Source organism: Paraburkholderia heleia NBRC 101817, from assembly GCF_000739775.1.
GTDB classification, from domain to species: domain Bacteria; phylum Pseudomonadota; class Gammaproteobacteria; order Burkholderiales; family Burkholderiaceae; genus Paraburkholderia; species Paraburkholderia heleia.
Genome location: NZ_BBJH01000004.1, coordinates 29,746 through 45,793 on the forward strand (window position 1 = coordinate 29,746; position 16,048 = coordinate 45,793).

The following is a 16,048-nucleotide window of genomic DNA, read 5'->3' on the forward strand; positions in this document are numbered from 1 at the left end:
GGCCAGTTCGGGGCCGGGTTGAACGACTGCGCGACGGTTGCAGGCCAGTTGTAGTCCGCGGCCGGCGCTCGAAGCCGGACGAAACACGGCGTAACGATTGTCGATTTTACCTGTGTTGGCTGGCACACGCTGGCAGCCAATCCGCATAACAAGCCGCAGAGGCGCTTGGCACGCGGTTTTCGGCGGATTGAACGGTGTTCATCATTACAATTAGTTATAGATTTGACAATCTATAGTATTGACGATCTATAACAGGCTGCTAGAATCCGTCCACACTGGTTGCAGGGTTTGAAATTTTTAACCACCTTCCCGGTCCTTCAGACGCAACGCGTCGCCGTTTTGCCGAACCCCTGCACGGCTTGCATACGGTCTAGATTGGTTGTCCTCGTCAGCGCCCCTTCGCGCTGGCTTTTCGCGTGAGAACTCCCGGCGCGCGCACATTGCGTGCCTGGTTGCCCAAAAGGAGTTCCACCCACGGCGAACTTGCCGTTTTCCCGACACCGCTGCCGCACCAGCCAGGGCGCGCGGTGTCTTGATCCTGCGATTGGCTGTCTGCCTCGTGCCGACCCCTGAGCCGGATCATGCAACATGGGGAGATCTGTAGATGAATACCTGGTTATCGTGGTGGCGCGCCGACGAGCGTGTAGCGCTTGGCCTGCGTGCGCTGCTGCGTCGTGGCACGCGTCTTAGCCATCACCTGTTCAGCATGGTTGGCGGCTGTGCCGTTCTGTTCGCGATTGCCGTCTGGCTCATGCCCACGCTGCGTGGCACGCTTGCCGCCCGCGTGATGCCGTTCGTTTCGGCGGCGGTACAGGCCGGCCCGGCACGTCTGCTGCAAGGCAACCCGCTGCCGTCGTTCGCGCCCCCCGGCGCAACGAACAACGACGACAACGCCGACGGCGCGATGCTGCCCACGGCTCTCGCACCCGATGCGGGTGCCACCGGCCCTGCCGGCGCCACGGGCATTTCGCCCGCAGGTTCCAACGGCACGGTCGCGAAGGTCGCGGCCTCGGTGTCGAACGGCGGCATCGCCACGCTCGACGCCGTGACGCTCAACGGCCTCGATCCGCGTGCACTGCCCACCAGCGTCGGCTCGCTGGCGCGCATGATCCCGCCCCAGCGCATCACGCCCGACGCACGCGACGACCGCGTGCTCGTGTCGGCGCGCGAACAGGCGCTCGTCGCCACCTATCTGGCGCGCCGCTACCGCGTGGCGCAGGAGCCAGTCGGCGAACTCGTGAAAGCGGCGTTCGACACCGGCCGGGAAGTGGGTCTCGATCCGCTGCTGCTGCTTGCCGTGATGGCGATCGAATCGGGCTTCAACCCGTACGCCGAAAGCGGCGTGGGCGCGCAGGGCCTCATGCAGGTCATGTCGAAGGTGCACTCGGACAAGTTCCAGTACTTCGGCGGTCAGCGCGCGGCGCTCGATCCGCTCGCGAACATCAAGGTCGGTGCGCTGGTGCTCAAGGATTGCATCGCGCGCGGCGGTTCGCTGCCGGGCGGCCTGCGTCTGTACGTCGGTTCGACCTCGCCCGACGACGGTGGCTACGGCGCCAAGGTGATGGCCGAGCGCGGGCGTCTGCGCGACGTCGCACGCGGCCGCAACGTGCCGATCAACGCACCGCAGGCGCCTGTCACCACGACGGCCAGCACGGCTGCGTCGCAGAAGGTGGCGAGCATCAACGGCGAGAAGCGCGTGCACGTGACGCTCGATAACGCCCACGCGATCGTCGAGAAGTCGTCGTCCGCGAACAGCGGTTCCGCTCAGGACGACGCCAGCACCAGCACGACGGCGCAGAAGCACGGCTCGTCCGAATTGGGTGCCTGAGTCTCCAGCTGAAAGACCGGACAAAACGAAGAAGGCACCCTCGGGTGCCTTTTTTCATTTCCCGCCCACTGCACTGCGTGCGGATCAGCGCCCGAAGAACCCGTGCAGCCGCTCGACCGCTTCCTCCAGACGCTCGTACGCCGTGGCATACGAGAGCCGCACGTACCGGCGCGGCGCGGCGACGCCGAAGTCCATGCCGGGCACCATCACCGTGCCCGCGTCGTGCAGCATGGCGCGGGTGAGCGCGTCGCTGTCGCCGGCGGCGGGGTGCGCGACGTTCGAGCAGTCGGCGTAGACGTAGAACGCGCCGTCGGGCATCACCGGCACCGTGAAGCCGAGCGACTCGAGCGCCGGCGCGATGAAGTCGCGGCGGCGCTTGAATTCGAGCCGCCGGCCTTCGTAGAGCTCGAGCGTGTCCGGCTCGAAGCAGGCAAGCGCGGCATGCTGCGCGAGCGCCGACGCGCAGATGAACAGGTTCTGCGCGAGCTTTTCGAATGCGCCGACCAGCGAGGGCGGCACCACGAGCCAGCCCAAACGCCAGCCGGTCATGTTGAAGTACTTCGAGAAGCTGTTGACGGTCACCACGTCGTCGCCGAACGACAGCGCGGAGACGGGCGGCGCGTCGTACGACAGGCCCTGATAGATTTCGTCGACGATCGTGAAGCCGCCGCGCGCGCGCACGCTTTGCACGATGCGCTTGAGTTCGTCGGGTTCGATCGAGGTGCCGGTGGGGTTCGACGGCGAGGCGAGCAGCACGCCGCGCGTGCGCGGCGACCACAGGCGCTCGACATCGGCGGCGGTGAGCTGGAAGCGCGCTTGCGGGCCGCTCGGCACGAGCACCGGCTTGCCTTCCGCGGCAGCCACGAAGTGGCGGTTGCACGGATAGCAGGGGTCGGGCATCAGCACTTCGTCGTCGCGGTCGACGAGCGCGGTGCAGGCGAGCAGGAGCGCCGCCGAGGCGCCGGCCGTCACGACGATGCGCGCGGGGTCGACCGTGAGGCCGTACGCGTGCTGATAGTGCGCGGCGATCGCCTCGCGCAGCGCGTGGATGCCGAGCGCGCTCGTGTATTGGGTGACGCCGCGGCGCAGCGCGGCGGCGGCGGCCTCGACGACGGGCTCGGGTGCCGTGAAGTCCGGCTCGCCGATCCCCATGTGGATGATGTCGCGTCCAGCGCGCTCGAGCTTCGCGGCTTCCTTCGCCAGTTCCATGACGTAGAAAGGCTGGATCTCGTCGACGCGCGCGGCTAGCCGCAGCAGCGGTTCGGCAACGGTGTTCATGCGGGTCTTTCCAGTGCTGACAGATCACGCGGCGCGCGGGGCAGGGCGCTCAGACGCACCCGCTTGCCCCGGCGGCTCGCGTTCTTACGACTTGCGGGCGTTTTGCGCTTCGGTGGCGCGCAGTTGCGCCGCGAGCTTGTCGAGCACGCCGTTCACGTACTTGTAGCCGTCCGAGCCGCCGAAGGTCTTCGTGAGCTCGACCGCCTCGTTGATCACGACGCGGTACGGAATGTCGACGTGATGCTTGAACTCGTAGGTCGCGACGAGCAGCACCGCGCGTTCGACGGGCGAAAGCTGCTCGATCGGACGGTCTAGGCACGGCGTGATGGCGGCGGACAGTTCGTCCGACTCGCGGATGACGCCGTGCAGGATCGCATCCAGATGCTCGTGATCGGCCTTGTCGTAGCCCTGCGAACCGCGCAGCTGCGCGTCGATCTCGCCGGCGGGCACACCCGACAGCAGCCACTGATACAACCCCTGCGTGGCCAGTTCGCGGGAGCGGCGGCGCGCGCTCTTCATTGCTGCTCCTCTTCGTCTTCCTCGTCTTCTTCTTCGTCGTCGCCGCCGTCGAGCTGCTCCAACGCCACCGTCAGGTTCGCCATTTCCACGGCGACGCGCGCGGCGTCACGACCCTTCTCGGTCATGCGGGCCACGGCCTGCTCGTCGTTCTCGGTGGTGAGCACGGCGTTCGCGATGGGCACGTTGAAGTCGAGCGAAACGCGCGAGATGCCCGCGCCGCTTTCGTTCGAGACGAGTTCGAAGTGGTACGTCTCGCCGCGCACGACGGCGCCGAGCGCGATCAGGGCGTCGAACTGGCCGCTTTCGGCGAGCTTTTGCAGCGCCAGCGGGATTTCGAGTGCGCCCGGCACGGTGACGAGCAGCACGTCTTCGCCCGTCACGCCGAGGCGTTCGAGTTCTTCGATGCAGGCGTCGGCGAGGCCGTTGCAGACGGGTTCGTTAAAGCGCGACTGGACGATGCCGATGCGCAGTCCGTCGCCGTCGAGGTTCGGTTGGTATTGTCCGATTTCCATGTGATGTCCGTAAGTTCGGTTGAGCGTGGTGACGCGTGAAAAGAGCGCAATGCGACTTCAGGCGCGCGACGAGACAGGGTCGGCGGCATCCGGCGGGCAGGGCGCTTGCGCGTTGCCGCCGGGCATCGGCACGAAGCCGGTGACTTCGAGACCGTAGCCCGACATGCTGCCGAGGCGGCGCGGCTTCGAGAGCACCTGCATGCGGCCCACGCCGAGTTCGCGCAGGATCTGCGCGCCGATGCCGTAGGTCTTGAAGTCCACCGGCCGGCGCGAGAGCGCTTCCGCGCGTTCTTTCTGGTCGAACGCCTTGAAGACGTCGATCAGATGTTCCTTGGGTTCGCCGCAGTTGAGCATGACGATCACGCCCACGTCGCGCGAGGCGATCTCGCGCATGGCGGCGTCGAGCGTCCACGAGTGCGTGGACGAACCCGTTTCGAGCAGATCCAGCACCGAGAGCGGCTCGTGCACGCGCACGGGCGTATCGACGTCGGGCTTCGGCGTGCCGCGCACGAGGGCGATGTGCGGCGTGCGCGTGGGGTGATCGACGTACATGACCGCGCGGAACGGGCCGTGGGCGGTTTGCATGGTGCGTTCGGCCACGCGCTCGACGATCGATTCGGTGCGGCTGCGGTAGTGGATCAGGTCCGCGATGGTGCCGACCTTCAGGCCGTGCTCCCGCGCGAACTCCATGAGGTCGGGCAGGCGCGCCATCGTGCCGTCGTCCTTGATGACTTCGCAGATCACCGAGGCCGGCGTGAGGCCGGCAAGCGCCGTGAAGTCGCAGCCCGCTTCGGTGTGGCCGGCACGCACGAGCACGCCGCCTGGCTGCGCCATGATCGGGAACACGTGGCCGGGCTGCACGATGTGCTCGGCGCGCGCGTCGTGCGCGACAGCCGCCTGGATCGTGCGGGCGCGGTCGGCGGCGGAAATGCCGGTCGTGACGCCTTCGGCGGCCTCGATGCTGACCGTGAACGCCGTGCCGTACTGCGTGCCGTTGCGGTAGGTCATGAGCGGCAGGTTGAGCAGCTTGCAGCGCTCCTGGGTGAGCGTGAGGCAGATCAGCCCGCGGCCGTACTTCGCCATGAAGTTGATGGCTTCAGGCGTGACGAACTCCGCAGCGATGACGAGGTCGCCCTCGTTTTCCCGGTCTTCTTCGTCGACGAGGATGACCATCTTGCCGGCTTTGAGCTCGGCGATGATCTCAGGGGTGGAGGCGAGCGTCATGTTGGGATTCTGGCTGCGATTCTGGCTGGAAAGGCCACATTTTACGCCACGCGGGCGGGCGCGTCGCCCAGAACGCGGGAGGACGCAGCGCCTTTTGGCCGATGGCCCGGTGTTGCGGCGTGCCGGGGCGGCGGCGCCCGGCTGCCGATGCTGGCCGGAGTGGTCGCGGGCGTCATGCCGCATGCGCGCGACTCCCGCCTGAACCGGCTTGCGGCGGGCGGGCGCGAGCGCGCGCGGCGTGCCGCTTCAGCGCAGGACCACGTCGTCTGCGAGTCCCTTCGTCAGTTCCAGCGCCTGACGCTCGAACAGGCGCCGGTACAGGCCGTTCTCCCGGCGCACGAGCGCGTCGTGCGTGCCTTCTTCCGCCACGCGTCCGCGCTCGAGCACCAGCAGCCGGTCGAGCGAGCGCACGGTCGAGAGCCGGTGCGCGACGACCACGGTCGTGCGGCCCTCCATGAGCCGCTCCATGGCCTGCTGGATCAGCACTTCGCTTTCGCTGTCGAGGCTCGAGGTCGCTTCGTCGAAAATCAGGACCGGTGCATTCGCGAGAAACGCGCGCGCGATCGCCACACGCTGGCGCTCGCCGCCCGAGAGCTTCACGCCGCGTTCGCCCACGAGCGTGTCGTAGCCGTGCGGCAGCGCCGTGATGAAGTCGTGGGCGCTCGCGAGTTTCGCCGCGCGCTCGATCTCGGCGTGCGTGGCGCCGGGCCGGGCATAAGCGATGTTCTCGGCAAGCGAGCGGTGGAACAGCACCGGCTCCTGCTGCACGATGGCGATCTGCGAGCGCAGCGACGCCTGCTGCACGCGCGCGATGTCCTGGCCATCGATCGTGATGCGCCCGCCGGAAACATCGTACAGGCGCTGGATCAGCTTGATCAGCGTGGTCTTGCCGGAACCCGAATGGCCGACGAGGCCCACGCGCTCGCCCGGCGCGATACGCAGCGTGAGGTTCTCGTAGAGCGGCCTCGTGTCCGCGTCATAGCGGAACGTCATGTTCTCGAAGCGGATATCGCCCTGATCGATCACGATGGGCGGCGCGTCGCGCTGGTCCTCGATGCCGAGCGGCGCCGCGTCGAGCGCGACGAGCTCTTCCATGTCGTTGACCGAGCGCTGCAGGTTGCGCACGTGCATGCCCACGTCGCGCAGGTAGCCCTTGAGCAGAAAGAACAGCGTGAGCGCGAACGTGATGTCGCCGACACTTGCGAGACCGCGTGCCCAAAGCAGCAGCGCCGCCCCGAGAATCGCCGCCTGCATGCCCACGAGCAGCGCGCCCTGCACACCGCCGTTGAGCGTGCCGCGCTGCCACGTGCGCCGCGTGCGGCTGCTCCACTTCGTGACGACGCGCGCGAGCCGCGCTTCTTCGCGCGTTTCCGCGCCGAACGCCTTGACGACGGCGTTGCATGAGATGGCATCGGCGAGCGCGCCGCCCATCTTCGTATCCCACTGGTTCGCGAGCCGGGCCGAGGGCGCGACGTAAAAGAGCGACAGCGAGATCGTGATCGCCAGATAGACCGCCGAGCCGAGGCCGACCACGAGGCCCATCACATGCCACTGCACGGCGAGCAGGATAGTCGAGCCGACCAGCATGACGAGCGACGGGAAGAGGGCGACGAGCAGCGTGTCGTTGAGCAGGTCGAGCGCCCACATGCCGCGCGTGATCTTGCGCACCGTGGAGCCGGCGAAGCTGTTCGCGTGCCAGTCCGTCGAGAAGCGCTGCACGCGGTGAAAGGCCTGCGTGGCGATCTCGCTCATCATGCGCAGCGTCAGCGTGATGATGTTGCGGTACGCGGCCTGCCGCATGATCGTGCCGCCGAGCCCGAGCGCCGTGAGCGCCCAGAACGCGACGACCGCCGCATGCCAGGCGGCGCTGCTGGCCGCGCCGCCGTGCGTGAGGGCGTCGACGAGCTGGCCTGCATAGTGCGGCGTGAGCACGTCGGCGAGCGCGCCGAGCAGCGAGGCGAGCGCAACGGCCGTGACGCGCACGGGCTGGCGCGCCCAGTGCCGGAAGGTGAAGCCGAGGACCTTGCGGAACGTTTGTCCGCCCGATTCGGGTTTCTTGTTTAGCTCTGTCATGGACAGCATGCTCCGGACGTGGCGCCCGAAGACTCTCCTGAAGCAAGCATGAAGCGTTAAGACGGAAAACGGGCTACGCACGCCCTGGCGTGCGTAGCCGGACGGCCTGACCTCGAATTCGCTGAATACGGCGCGGCGTCTGAAAACGTGCCGCGCGGGACGCGCTATGGCTGCGCTGGAAGCGGGACGGTTGCGTGACGCGACGCAACGTGCAACATCACCCGGACCATCGGCTTGGCGGCGCTCGTGTCAATCGTTGCCAACTGTGCCTCCTGGTTCGATTCGGGTGATGGGAGCGCGGCACGCCGTGCGGCGAGCGCGCAGGAAAGGCTAGATTCTAGCAGCGCCCCGGCGCGCGTGCTTGCGCGCGTGCGGGGCAGGGTGCGGGGCAAGTATTGCGCCGGCTCGGCGGCTTTTAATCCTGCGCGGCCGAATTCGCTGCTTTCTCGGCGGAGAGCATCCGCTCCACATACCGCGCAATCAGATCGATCTCCAGATTCACCTTCGTGCCAGCCTGAAGATGCTTGAGCGTGGTGACTTCGACGGTGTGCGGAATCAGGTTGATCGAGAATTCACAGCCGTCCGCGCGATCGTCGACCGAGTTGACCGTGAGGCTCACGCCGTTCACGGTGATCGAGCCCTTGTAGGCGAGATAGCGGCCGATGTCCGTCGGCGCGAGAATGCGCAGCTCGTGCGACTCGCCCACGGGGGCGAAGCGCGTGACGGTGCCGAGGCCGTCCACGTGACCCGAGACGATGTGGCCGCCCAGGCGGTCGTTCGCGCGCAGTGCCTTTTCGAGATTCACTTCGCCCGTCGCCGCGAGGCCCACGGTGCGGTTCAGGCTTTCGCGCGACACATCGACGTCGAATCCCGTTGCCGACTTCTCGATGACGGTCATGCACGCGCCCTGGATGGCGATGCTGTCGCCGAGCTGCACGTCGTCGAGGCCCAGGCTGCCTGCGTTGACGGCGAGGCGCACGCCTGCGTCGACGCCCGTGCCGAGCGGTTTGATCGATTCGATGCGGCCCACTGCCGCGACGATTCCGGTAAACATCGTGCTGTTCCTTGTGTTCAGTGCATCAGTCAGGTCAGGCGTCTTGCGTGGTGACGACGCGCGCGAGGATGCGCAGGTCGTTGCCGAGACGATCGACGGAATGAAATGCGAGGCGCGTGCGCTCCTCGAGCGTCGCGGGGGCCGCGATGTCGATCATGCCGAGCGAGTTCGTGCCGAGCAGCGACGGCGCCACGTACACGAGCAGTTCGTCCACGCAGCCTTCGCGCAGGAGCGACCCGTTGAGCTTGTAGCCGGCTTCCACGTGCAGTTCGTTGACGCCGCGCGCGGCGAGTTCCGCGAGCATGGCAGGCAGATCGACCTTGCCTTGCTCGTTGCCGAGCGCAACGATTTCGGCGCCGCGCACGCGCAGCGCTTCGGCGCGTTCTTCGTTGCTCGCGTCGAGCGCCGCGCAGAACACGAGCGTCGGCGCGCCGACGAAGATCTGCGCGAGCGGCGAGGCGTCGAGCCGGCTGTCGATCAGCACGCGCTTCGGCTGGCGCGGCGTGTCGACGGCGCGCACAGTCATGCGCGGATCGTCTCCCTTCACCGTGCCGATACCCGTCAGGATGGCCGAGGCCCGTGCGCGCCAGGCGTGGCCGTCGGCGCGTGCGGCTTCGCCCGTGATCCATTGGCTTTCGCCCGAGGGCAGACCCGTGCGGCCGTCGAGCGATGCCGCCACCTTCATGCGCACCCACGGGCGCTTGCGCGTCATGCGCGAAACGAAGCCGATGTTCAGCTCGCGCGCCTCGTTGGCCAGGAGGCCGCAACGCACGTCGATCCCCGCGTCGCGCAGGATCGACAGGCCGCGCCCCGACACGAGCGGGTTCGGGTCTTCCATCGCCGCGATCACGCGCCCGACCTTCGCTTCGATCAACGCATTCGCGCAGGGCGGCGTGCGGCCGAAGTGGCTGCACGGCTCGAGCGTCACATAGGCCGTCGCGCCGCGCAGGTCGTGGCCGCGCGCGCGGGCGTCCTTCATCGCCTGGATTTCGGCGTGATCCTGGCCGGCCGGCTGCGTGTAGCCCTCGCCGATCACCACGCCGTCCTTCACCAGCACGCAGCCCACGCGCGGGTTCGGGTCGGTCGTGTACAGGCCGCGCTGCGCGAGCGCGAGCGCACGCTCCATGTGGACGAAATCGGATTGCGAAAACATCGTCGGGCTTTCTCTCGGGCGGCGGTCGGATGGGGGCCGGCGAGGCGCGCGCCGCGCCGGCGGTCGATGGCGCGATGCCTTATTGCGTCACGTTTTCAGCCGCGGCGTGCGCAGCGAACGCGCTGCGCGCCGCGGCGATCGTCTCGTCGAGGATCGCGTCGTCGTGGGCGCTCGACACGAAACCCGCCTCGTAGGCCGAAGGCGCGAAGTAGACGCCCGCGTCCAGCATGCGGTGGAAGAAGCGGTTGAAGTGCGCGATATCGCTCTTCGTGACCTCGGCGAAGCTGCCCGGCACCTTGTCCGCGAAATAGAGGCCGAACATGCCGCCCACCGAATCCGCCACGAACGGCACCTTCGTTTCGCGCGCCGCAGCCGTTAGCCCCTTCGCGAGACGTTCGGTCTTCGCCGTGAGCTGCTCGTAGAAGCCGGGCGCCTGAATGAGCTGCAGCGTCTTCAAGCCCGCGGCGACGGCGATCGGGTTGCCCGAGAGCGTACCTGCCTGGTACACCGAGCCGTTCGGCGCGAGGTGATCCATGATCTCGCGGCGGCCGCCGAACGCCGCCGCCGGCATGCCGCCGCCGATCACCTTGCCGAGGCACACCATGTCCGCCTCGACGCCGTAGAGCGCCTGCGCGCCGCGCAGGCCGACGCGGAAGCCGCACATCACTTCGTCGAAGATCAGCACGCTGCCGTGCTTCGCCGTGAGGCTGCGCAGCGCGCCGATGAATTCGGGCGTGGCCTTCACGAGGTTCATGTTGCCCGCGACCGGCTCGACGATCACGGCGGCGATCTCGTCGCCGAACGCCTTGAACGCTTCTTCGAGCGCAGCGACGTTGTTGTATTCGAGCACTGTGGTGTGCTTCGCGATGTCCACCGGCACGCCGGCCGACGTCGGGTTGCCGAACGTGAGCAGGCCGGAGCCCGCCTTCACGAGCAGGCTGTCGGCGTGGCCGTGGTAGCAGCCTTCGAACTTCACGATGCGGTCGCGCTTCGTGAAGCCGCGCGCGAGGCGCAGCGCGCTCATCGTGGCCTCGGTGCCGCTCGACACCATGCGCACCTGCTCCATCGACGGCACGATCCTGCAGATTTCCTCGGCGATCTCGATCTCGGCCTCGGTGGGTGCGCCGAACGAGAAGCCGTTCGCGAGCACGCGCTGCACGGCTTCGAGCACTTCCGGATGCACGTGGCCGACGATCATCGGGCCCCACGAGCCGATGTAGTCGATATAGCGCTTGCCCTCGGCGTCCCAGAAGTACGGCCCCTGCGCGCGCTCGATGAAGCGCGGCGTGCCGCCGACCGAGCGGAACGCGCGCACGGGCGAATTCACGCCGCCCGGGATGGTGCGCTGGGCGCGTTCGAAGAGGGCTTCGTTGCGGTTCTGCGTGCTGGGCTGGGTGCTGGACATGAGTGCTGGACCTGCGAAAGTGGTGTGGCGCTCGGCGCGGACGAAAGGGGCCGGCGTACGGGCCCAGGCGGCGCCGCGAGGGCGCGGGCGATGGGGCTGTGCTGCCGAAATTGTACCGGAGTCGCGCGGATCGGGCCGGCGCCCCGGGTTGGCGTGGGCGTTCCCGGGCGGCCGGATTCAGCGCGCTGGTTGCTTGCGTTTGCGTGTTGGCGGCAGCGCGAGGGGCGGCACCGTCTCGCGCGGATCGACTTTCACGGCGGCTCGTTTGCGCGCGGGCCGGGTTGCACCCGGTGCGGGGCCGTCTTGCACCGCCGATGCCATGCGCGCGTCGTGCCACGCCTGCATGGCCGCGAGAGCCGGCGCCGGCATCGGCCGCCGCCCCGTCAGCTCCGCCCAGCGCTTTTCCAGCGCGCCTTCGGCAACCGGCTTGATGACCGTGCCTGAACTCTGCGCGTCCCACGTCTGGATCGAAAACGGGTGGGGCCGCAGATCGTCGCGCGCGATGACCACTTCTTCGCCCGCATCGACGAGCCAGTCGTAGACGAAGTCGATGCACAGCCGGTAGCCGCGCTTGTACGCGGCGTCCGGCACCTCGTAAGGCGCGCGCGTGACGTAGCCGGACCCGAAGAGCCCGCGCGGCTCGCTGGCGACGCGGTGCAGGAACACCCGGTCGCCCGGCAGGATGCCGCGCGCGAAGCCGCATCCCCAGGTGTCGGCGACGGCTTCCCCGGCGCGCACGCGGCGCGCGAAGTCGGGCAGTTCGGGCCAGGGCCACTTCTTGGGGCTCCAGATGAGCAGGAAGGCGGTCATATCGGCGACGCGGGCAAGTTGAGCGAAAGCGGGCAGCTTAGCGCAAAGCCGCGATGCCGCCGCCGCATGGGAGGCGGCGCATGGCGGGCGAGGGGCGTCAGGTACAATTCGGCGGCACCGCGTTGCCGTTTTGTCCGCTTTCGTCCGCTCCCGCAGCGACGGATGAATCGGCCCATGACATCGAGACCGCGCGAGCCGCGCGCGTTCCGCCGCCCTACACACCATGTCCCATTCCCCGCGCCGCCGGCCCGATGGCCGGCTGATCCTGTTGCTGGGCGCACTCGCCGCCTGCGGTCCGCTCGCCACCGACATGTATCTGCCGAGCCTGCCCGCCATCGCGCAGTCGTTCGGCGTGAGCGCCGCCGCCGCGGCCTCGACGCTCACGAGCTTCATGGCCGGCTTCTCGATCGGCATGCTGCTGTACGGCCCGGTTTCCGACGCGTATGGCCGCCGCCCCGTGCTGCTCGGCGGCATCGCGCTCTTTACGCTCGCCAGCATTGCCTGCTGGCTCTCGTTCTCGGTGGGCGAGCTCGTGATCGTGCGCTTTCTGCAGGCGCTCGGCGCGGGCGCGGCCTCGGTGCTCTCGCGCGCCATCGCGCGCGACGCGCACGAGCCTTCCGACGCCGCCAAAGTCCTTTCGATGGTCGCGATCGTCACGGCGATCGGGCCGTTGCTCGCGCCGCTCATCGGCGGACAGCTGCTGCTGATCGGCGGCTGGCGCGTGGTGTTCGTCGTGCTCACGCTGTTCGGCCTCGCGTGCGCCGTGGCTGCCTACCTGCGCGTGCCCGAAACCTGGCCGCCGGAAAAACGCGAAAGCGCAGCCGTGCTGCGCTCGTTCGCGGCTTATGGACGTCTGCTGCGCGATCCGCTCGTCTGGGGGCACATGCTCTGCGGCGGCATGGCGTTCGCCGCGATGTTCACCTACATCTCGGCGACGCCGTTCGTCTATATCGAGTACTTCCATGTCTCGCCGCAGCACTATGGGTTCTTCTTCGGCGCAAACGTGTTCGGCATCATGCTCGGCAACTTTCTGAACACGCGCTTCATCGGGCGTCTCGGCACCCTGCGCATGGTGTCGATCGCGTCGGGCGTGAGCGTCGCCGCGTCGCTCTTTGTCGCGCTCATGTGCGTGACCGGCTGGGGCGGGCTGTGGTCGATCGTGTTCGGCCTCTTCTTCGTGGTGAGCGTGGTGGGGCTGCTCGGCGCGAACTGCGCAACCGATCTCATGTACCGCTATCCGAAGAACGCGGGCGCGGCGGCGGCGGTGTTCGGCGCGACGCAGCTTGGCCTCGGCGCGCTCGCCAGCGCCGTGGTCGGCTGGTTCCCGGGTGTCTCGCCGTTCGGCATGGGCGTGACGATCGGTGTGTGCGGCCTGCTCACGTGGGTGGGACGCGCGCTCGTCGTGAAGTGGCACGGCACACCGGCACCTGAGGCGGTGCAAACGGCCACGCCGTGAGCGTGACGTGGCGTGCAATGGAAATGGGACGCCGAGGCGTCCCATTTCTTTCGTTGCCCGGGTAAGCGGGATCTAGTCGCGCGCCGTAGGCGACGCGCCGTGGCTCAACCAGTCGAGCACGGCCGATGCGTCGTCGTCGGCATGCTCGCGCGCCTTTTCGACGGCGTTGCCGAGGTCCGCATCGGGCGAAGCGCGGCGAATCGCGACGCCTACCGCGAGGATGTCGATCATCAGCAGATGCAGGATGCGCGAGATCATCGAAAGCTGCGATTCGCGCATCTCGATGTGATCGGTTTCGAGCGCAACGGTCGCGCGTCGCGCGAGCGGCGTGTTGCTCGACGTGATCGCGATCACCTTCGCGCCCGCCTGCATGGCGACGTCGAGTACACGCAGCAGTTCCGGCGCGCGGCCCGACTTCGAGACGGCGACGATCACGTCGCCCTTGCCGAGCAGCGCGGCGGAAGCGGCCTGCATGTACAGGTCGCCATAGGCGATGGTCGGGATGCCGAAGCGGAAGAACTTGTAGTGCGCGTCCTGCGCGACGATGTGCGAATTGCCGAGGCCGTAGAACTCGATGCGGCGCGCGCCGTTGAGCAGCGTGATCGCACTCTCGACCTGCTCGAAGTTCAGGTGCTCGCGCAGCTGCAGGATGGCCGACACGGTGTTGTCGAGCACCTTCGCGCCGAAGTCGGTGGCGGTGTCGCCCAGATGCACCTGGCTGTGGCTCACCGGAATCGTGCCCGTGAGGCCCGTGGCGAGCTTGAGCTTGAAGTCAGAAAGGCCCTGGCAGCCGAGCGAGCGGCAGAAGCGGATGACCGTGGGCTGGCTCACGTCGGCCTTGCGCGCGATATCGACGATCGGATCGTTGATGATCGAGCGCGGATGGTTGAGCGCGAGGTCGGCCACGCGGCGCTCGGCGGGCGTGAGCGCATCGCGCATCTGGCGAATGCGCTCGAACACGGCCGACGAGCCGCCGCCCGCGCGATTCGACAACTGCTCCGCGAGAATGGCCGAAACGCCGAGGAACGCGGGATACTCCGCCGTGATCACGTAAGTGGGGACGTTCGAGAGATACGTGTCGAAACGGCCCTTCGCCTCGAAGCGCTGGCGGAACGACGAGCGCGTGAAGAGCTCGCCCAGGCGCGGCACCACGCCGCCGCCGATGTAGATGCCGCCGAGCGAGCCGAGCGTCATCGCGATGTTGCCCGCGAAGCTGCCGAGAATGCCGCAGAAGCATTCGACGGTCTCCACCGCGAGCGGCTCGCCCTCGTGGGCGCGGTTCACGACTTCGGCCGTGCCGAGGTCGGCGGGCAGCTTCTTTTTGTCGCGAGCGGCGAGCGCGCGATAGATCAGTTCGAGGCCGGGCCCCGCGCACACGCGTTCGAACGACACATGCGGCCATTTCTTGCGCGCGAACTGCAGCACGATGTCTTCGCGCTCGTCCTGCGGCGAGAAGCTCGCGTGGCCGCCTTCGCTGCCGAGCGCGATCCAGCGGTCGTCGGCGGGAATCAGGCCCGAGACGCCGAGACCCGTGCCTGGCCCGAGCAGGCCGATCACGCTGTTCTGGCGGCGCTGGCCGCCGCCTACCTGCACGCGCTGCGAGTCGGTCAGGCCGGGCAGCGCCATGGCGAGCGCGGTGAAGTCGTTGACGACCAGCAGCGTGTCGAAGCCGAGCGAGCGGCGCGTCGCTTCGATCGAGAAGGTCCAGTCGTGATTGGTCATGCGCACCTGGTCGCCGTCGACCGGATTCGCAATCGCGATGGCCGCATGATTCACGCGGCCGATCTTGTTGTCCTTCAGGTACTGCTGGATCACTTCCGCGACGCCTGGATACTGCGCGCACGGATACACGCGCACCTGGCCGATTTCGCCCGGACCCGTTTCCAGCGCGAAGCGCGCGTTGGTTCCGCCGATGTCGGCGAGCAGCCTCGGACCGTCGGCGTGCTGGCCTGCGCCAGGGGCGTTTTTATTAGGCGCACCAGTAGACATCGAGTCTCACTCCCTTGTCGTTCGCCAGCTTCGAGATGGCGTTGTTTTGTTCGGCCGCGGCGGCCTGTTGCAGCACTTCGAGCTTGCGCTGTCCCGCGATCAGCAGGAACAGCCGGTCGACCTGGCGCAGCGCCTGCATCGACCACGACACGCGCGCGTGGGGCGCTGCCTGCGGATGCACGGCCACGAACGGGCGCGCCGTGGTGATGGCTTCGTGCCATTCGGGGGCGTCGGCGAAAATCGAGGCCGTGTGGCCGTCCTCGCCCATGCCGAGCACGGCGACGTTCGGCAGCTTGCGGGCCGGGTCGGCGTTGAGCGCGGCGACGTGCGCGTCGAGGTCCTGCGCCACGTCGACGAGCGGCAGGAAGCGTGCGCCGGCCGCTTCGTGCGTAAGCAGCGTCTCGCGCGCGAGACGCGCGTTGCTCGCGGAGTCGGTGTCCGGCACCCAGCGGTCGTCGACGAGCGTGACGTCGATGTGCGCCCAGTCGAAACGGTGCGTCGAGAGGGCCTCGAGGAACGGGCGCGGGCTCGTGCCGCCGGAGACGGCAAGCGTGGCACGGCGCGCGGCAGTACCGGGCGCCGCCTGCTGAGCGGCGAGCGACGCATGTAGCGCGTCGCCCACGGCTCGCGCCAGCGCGTCGGATTGGACGCGCGGGTCGTCGAATACGTGAAGCTCGATCACTTCTCCTCCATGCTGCTTTTTTGTAGGTCTACGGGGTAGTTCATCTGTCCGGTCCGGCGTCGCGC

13 protein-coding genes are annotated in these 16,048 nt (G+C 68.1%); 2 read left to right on the forward strand and 11 right to left on the reverse strand.

The features are described from left to right. The first annotated feature begins 604 nt into the window (after positions 1-604). On the forward strand, positions 605-1,828 hold the full coding sequence (locus tag BHE01S_RS03985) for a transglycosylase SLT domain-containing protein (RefSeq protein WP_042260848.1): 1,224 nt from the start codon (positions 605-607) through the stop codon (positions 1,826-1,828). A gap of 84 nt (positions 1,829-1,912) precedes the next feature. Here the strand turns inward: BHE01S_RS03985 and BHE01S_RS03990 are convergent, their stop codons facing one another. The 9 genes from BHE01S_RS03990 to BHE01S_RS04030 all read right to left on the reverse strand — a co-directional run bounded on the left by BHE01S_RS03990 (position 1,913) and on the right by BHE01S_RS04030 (position 11,856). Further along, positions 1,913-3,106, reverse strand: coding sequence for a pyridoxal phosphate-dependent aminotransferase (locus BHE01S_RS03990; protein WP_042260850.1), 1,194 nt, complete (start codon positions 3,104-3,106; stop codon positions 1,913-1,915). 84 nt (positions 3,107-3,190) lie between these two features. Further along, positions 3,191-3,625 (reverse strand): transcription antitermination factor NusB, encoded by a 435-nt coding sequence (gene nusB / locus BHE01S_RS03995; RefSeq protein ID WP_042260852.1) that lies wholly within the window; start codon positions 3,623-3,625, stop codon positions 3,191-3,193. Further along, positions 3,622-4,137: a 6,7-dimethyl-8-ribityllumazine synthase gene (gene ribH / locus BHE01S_RS04000; protein ID WP_042260854.1), complete on the reverse strand. Its 516-nt coding sequence runs from the start codon at positions 4,135-4,137 to the stop codon at positions 3,622-3,624. The genes nusB and ribH overlap by 4 nt, the downstream gene beginning before the upstream one ends. A 57-nt stretch (positions 4,138-4,194) precedes the next feature. Beyond that, entirely contained in the window at positions 4,195-5,361 is a 1,167-nt protein-coding gene (ribBA, locus tag BHE01S_RS04005; protein WP_042260855.1) for a bifunctional 3,4-dihydroxy-2-butanone-4-phosphate synthase/GTP cyclohydrolase II, read from the reverse strand. A gap of 246 nt (positions 5,362-5,607) precedes the next feature. Continuing rightward, the gene (locus BHE01S_RS04010) at positions 5,608-7,434 is read right to left on the reverse strand and encodes an ABC transporter ATP-binding protein (protein WP_042261264.1); all 1,827 of its coding nucleotides are present in this window, start codon (positions 7,432-7,434) and stop codon (positions 5,608-5,610) included. Positions 7,435-7,849: 415 nt separating this feature from the next. Beyond that, positions 7,850-8,488: a riboflavin synthase gene (locus BHE01S_RS04015; protein ID WP_042260857.1), complete on the reverse strand. Its 639-nt coding sequence runs from the start codon at positions 8,486-8,488 to the stop codon at positions 7,850-7,852. Between the two features lie 34 nt (positions 8,489-8,522). Then, positions 8,523-9,641, reverse strand: a complete 1,119-nt coding sequence (gene ribD, locus BHE01S_RS04020; protein ID WP_042260859.1) for a bifunctional diaminohydroxyphosphoribosylaminopyrimidine deaminase/5-amino-6-(5-phosphoribosylamino)uracil reductase RibD — start codon at positions 9,639-9,641, stop codon at positions 8,523-8,525. A gap of 79 nt (positions 9,642-9,720) precedes the next feature. After that, positions 9,721-11,046, reverse strand: a complete 1,326-nt coding sequence (hemL, locus tag BHE01S_RS04025; RefSeq protein WP_042260861.1) for a glutamate-1-semialdehyde 2,1-aminomutase — start codon at positions 11,044-11,046, stop codon at positions 9,721-9,723. A gap of 177 nt (positions 11,047-11,223) precedes the next feature. Continuing rightward, on the reverse strand, positions 11,224-11,856 hold the full coding sequence (locus BHE01S_RS04030) for a hypothetical protein (protein ID WP_245639637.1): 633 nt from the start codon (positions 11,854-11,856) through the stop codon (positions 11,224-11,226). 223 nt (positions 11,857-12,079) lie between these two features. Between BHE01S_RS04030 and BHE01S_RS04035 the strand changes: the two genes are divergently transcribed. Further along, positions 12,080-13,312 carry a Bcr/CflA family multidrug efflux MFS transporter gene (locus BHE01S_RS04035; RefSeq protein WP_042260864.1) on the forward strand — a complete coding sequence of 411 codons (1,233 nt, stop codon included), beginning with the start codon at positions 12,080-12,082 and terminating at the stop codon, positions 13,310-13,312. A gap of 72 nt (positions 13,313-13,384) precedes the next feature. On the opposite strand, the gene BHE01S_RS04040 is transcribed toward BHE01S_RS04035, so the two are convergent. Then, on the reverse strand, positions 13,385-15,301 hold the full coding sequence (locus BHE01S_RS04040) for a bifunctional transcriptional regulator/glucokinase (protein WP_042260866.1): 1,917 nt from the start codon (positions 15,299-15,301) through the stop codon (positions 13,385-13,387). Further along, on the reverse strand, positions 15,282-15,983 hold the full coding sequence (pgl, locus tag BHE01S_RS04045) for a 6-phosphogluconolactonase (protein WP_042260868.1): 702 nt from the start codon (positions 15,981-15,983) through the stop codon (positions 15,282-15,284). Before pgl ends, BHE01S_RS04040 begins: the two co-directional genes overlap by 20 nt. Positions 15,984-16,048: the final 65 nt, after the last annotated feature.

Coding starts and splice junctions, on each gene's coding strand:
- BHE01S_RS03985 (WP_042260848.1), top strand. CDS start 605: ATGAATACCTGGTTATCGTGGTGGCGCGCCGACGAGCGTGTAGCGCTT.
- BHE01S_RS03990 (WP_042260850.1), bottom strand. CDS start 3,106: ATGAACACCGTTGCCGAACCGCTGCTGCGGCTAGCCGCGCGCGTCGAC.
- nusB (WP_042260852.1), bottom strand. CDS start 3,625: ATGAAGAGCGCGCGCCGCCGCTCCCGCGAACTGGCCACGCAGGGGTTG.
- ribH (WP_042260854.1), bottom strand. CDS start 4,137: ATGGAAATCGGACAATACCAACCGAACCTCGACGGCGACGGACTGCGC.
- ribBA (WP_042260855.1), bottom strand. CDS start 5,361: ATGACGCTCGCCTCCACCCCTGAGATCATCGCCGAGCTCAAAGCCGGC.
- BHE01S_RS04010 (WP_042261264.1), bottom strand. CDS start 7,434: ATGACAGAGCTAAACAAGAAACCCGAATCGGGCGGACAAACGTTCCGC.
- BHE01S_RS04015 (WP_042260857.1), bottom strand. CDS start 8,488: ATGTTTACCGGAATCGTCGCGGCAGTGGGCCGCATCGAATCGATCAAA.
- ribD (WP_042260859.1), bottom strand. CDS start 9,641: ATGTTTTCGCAATCCGATTTCGTCCACATGGAGCGTGCGCTCGCGCTC.
- hemL (WP_042260861.1), bottom strand. CDS start 11,046: ATGTCCAGCACCCAGCCCAGCACGCAGAACCGCAACGAAGCCCTCTTC.
- BHE01S_RS04030 (WP_245639637.1), bottom strand. CDS start 11,856: ATGACCGCCTTCCTGCTCATCTGGAGCCCCAAGAAGTGGCCCTGGCCC.
- BHE01S_RS04035 (WP_042260864.1), top strand. CDS start 12,080: ATGTCCCATTCCCCGCGCCGCCGGCCCGATGGCCGGCTGATCCTGTTG.
- BHE01S_RS04040 (WP_042260866.1), bottom strand. CDS start 15,301: ATGTCTACTGGTGCGCCTAATAAAAACGCCCCTGGCGCAGGCCAGCAC.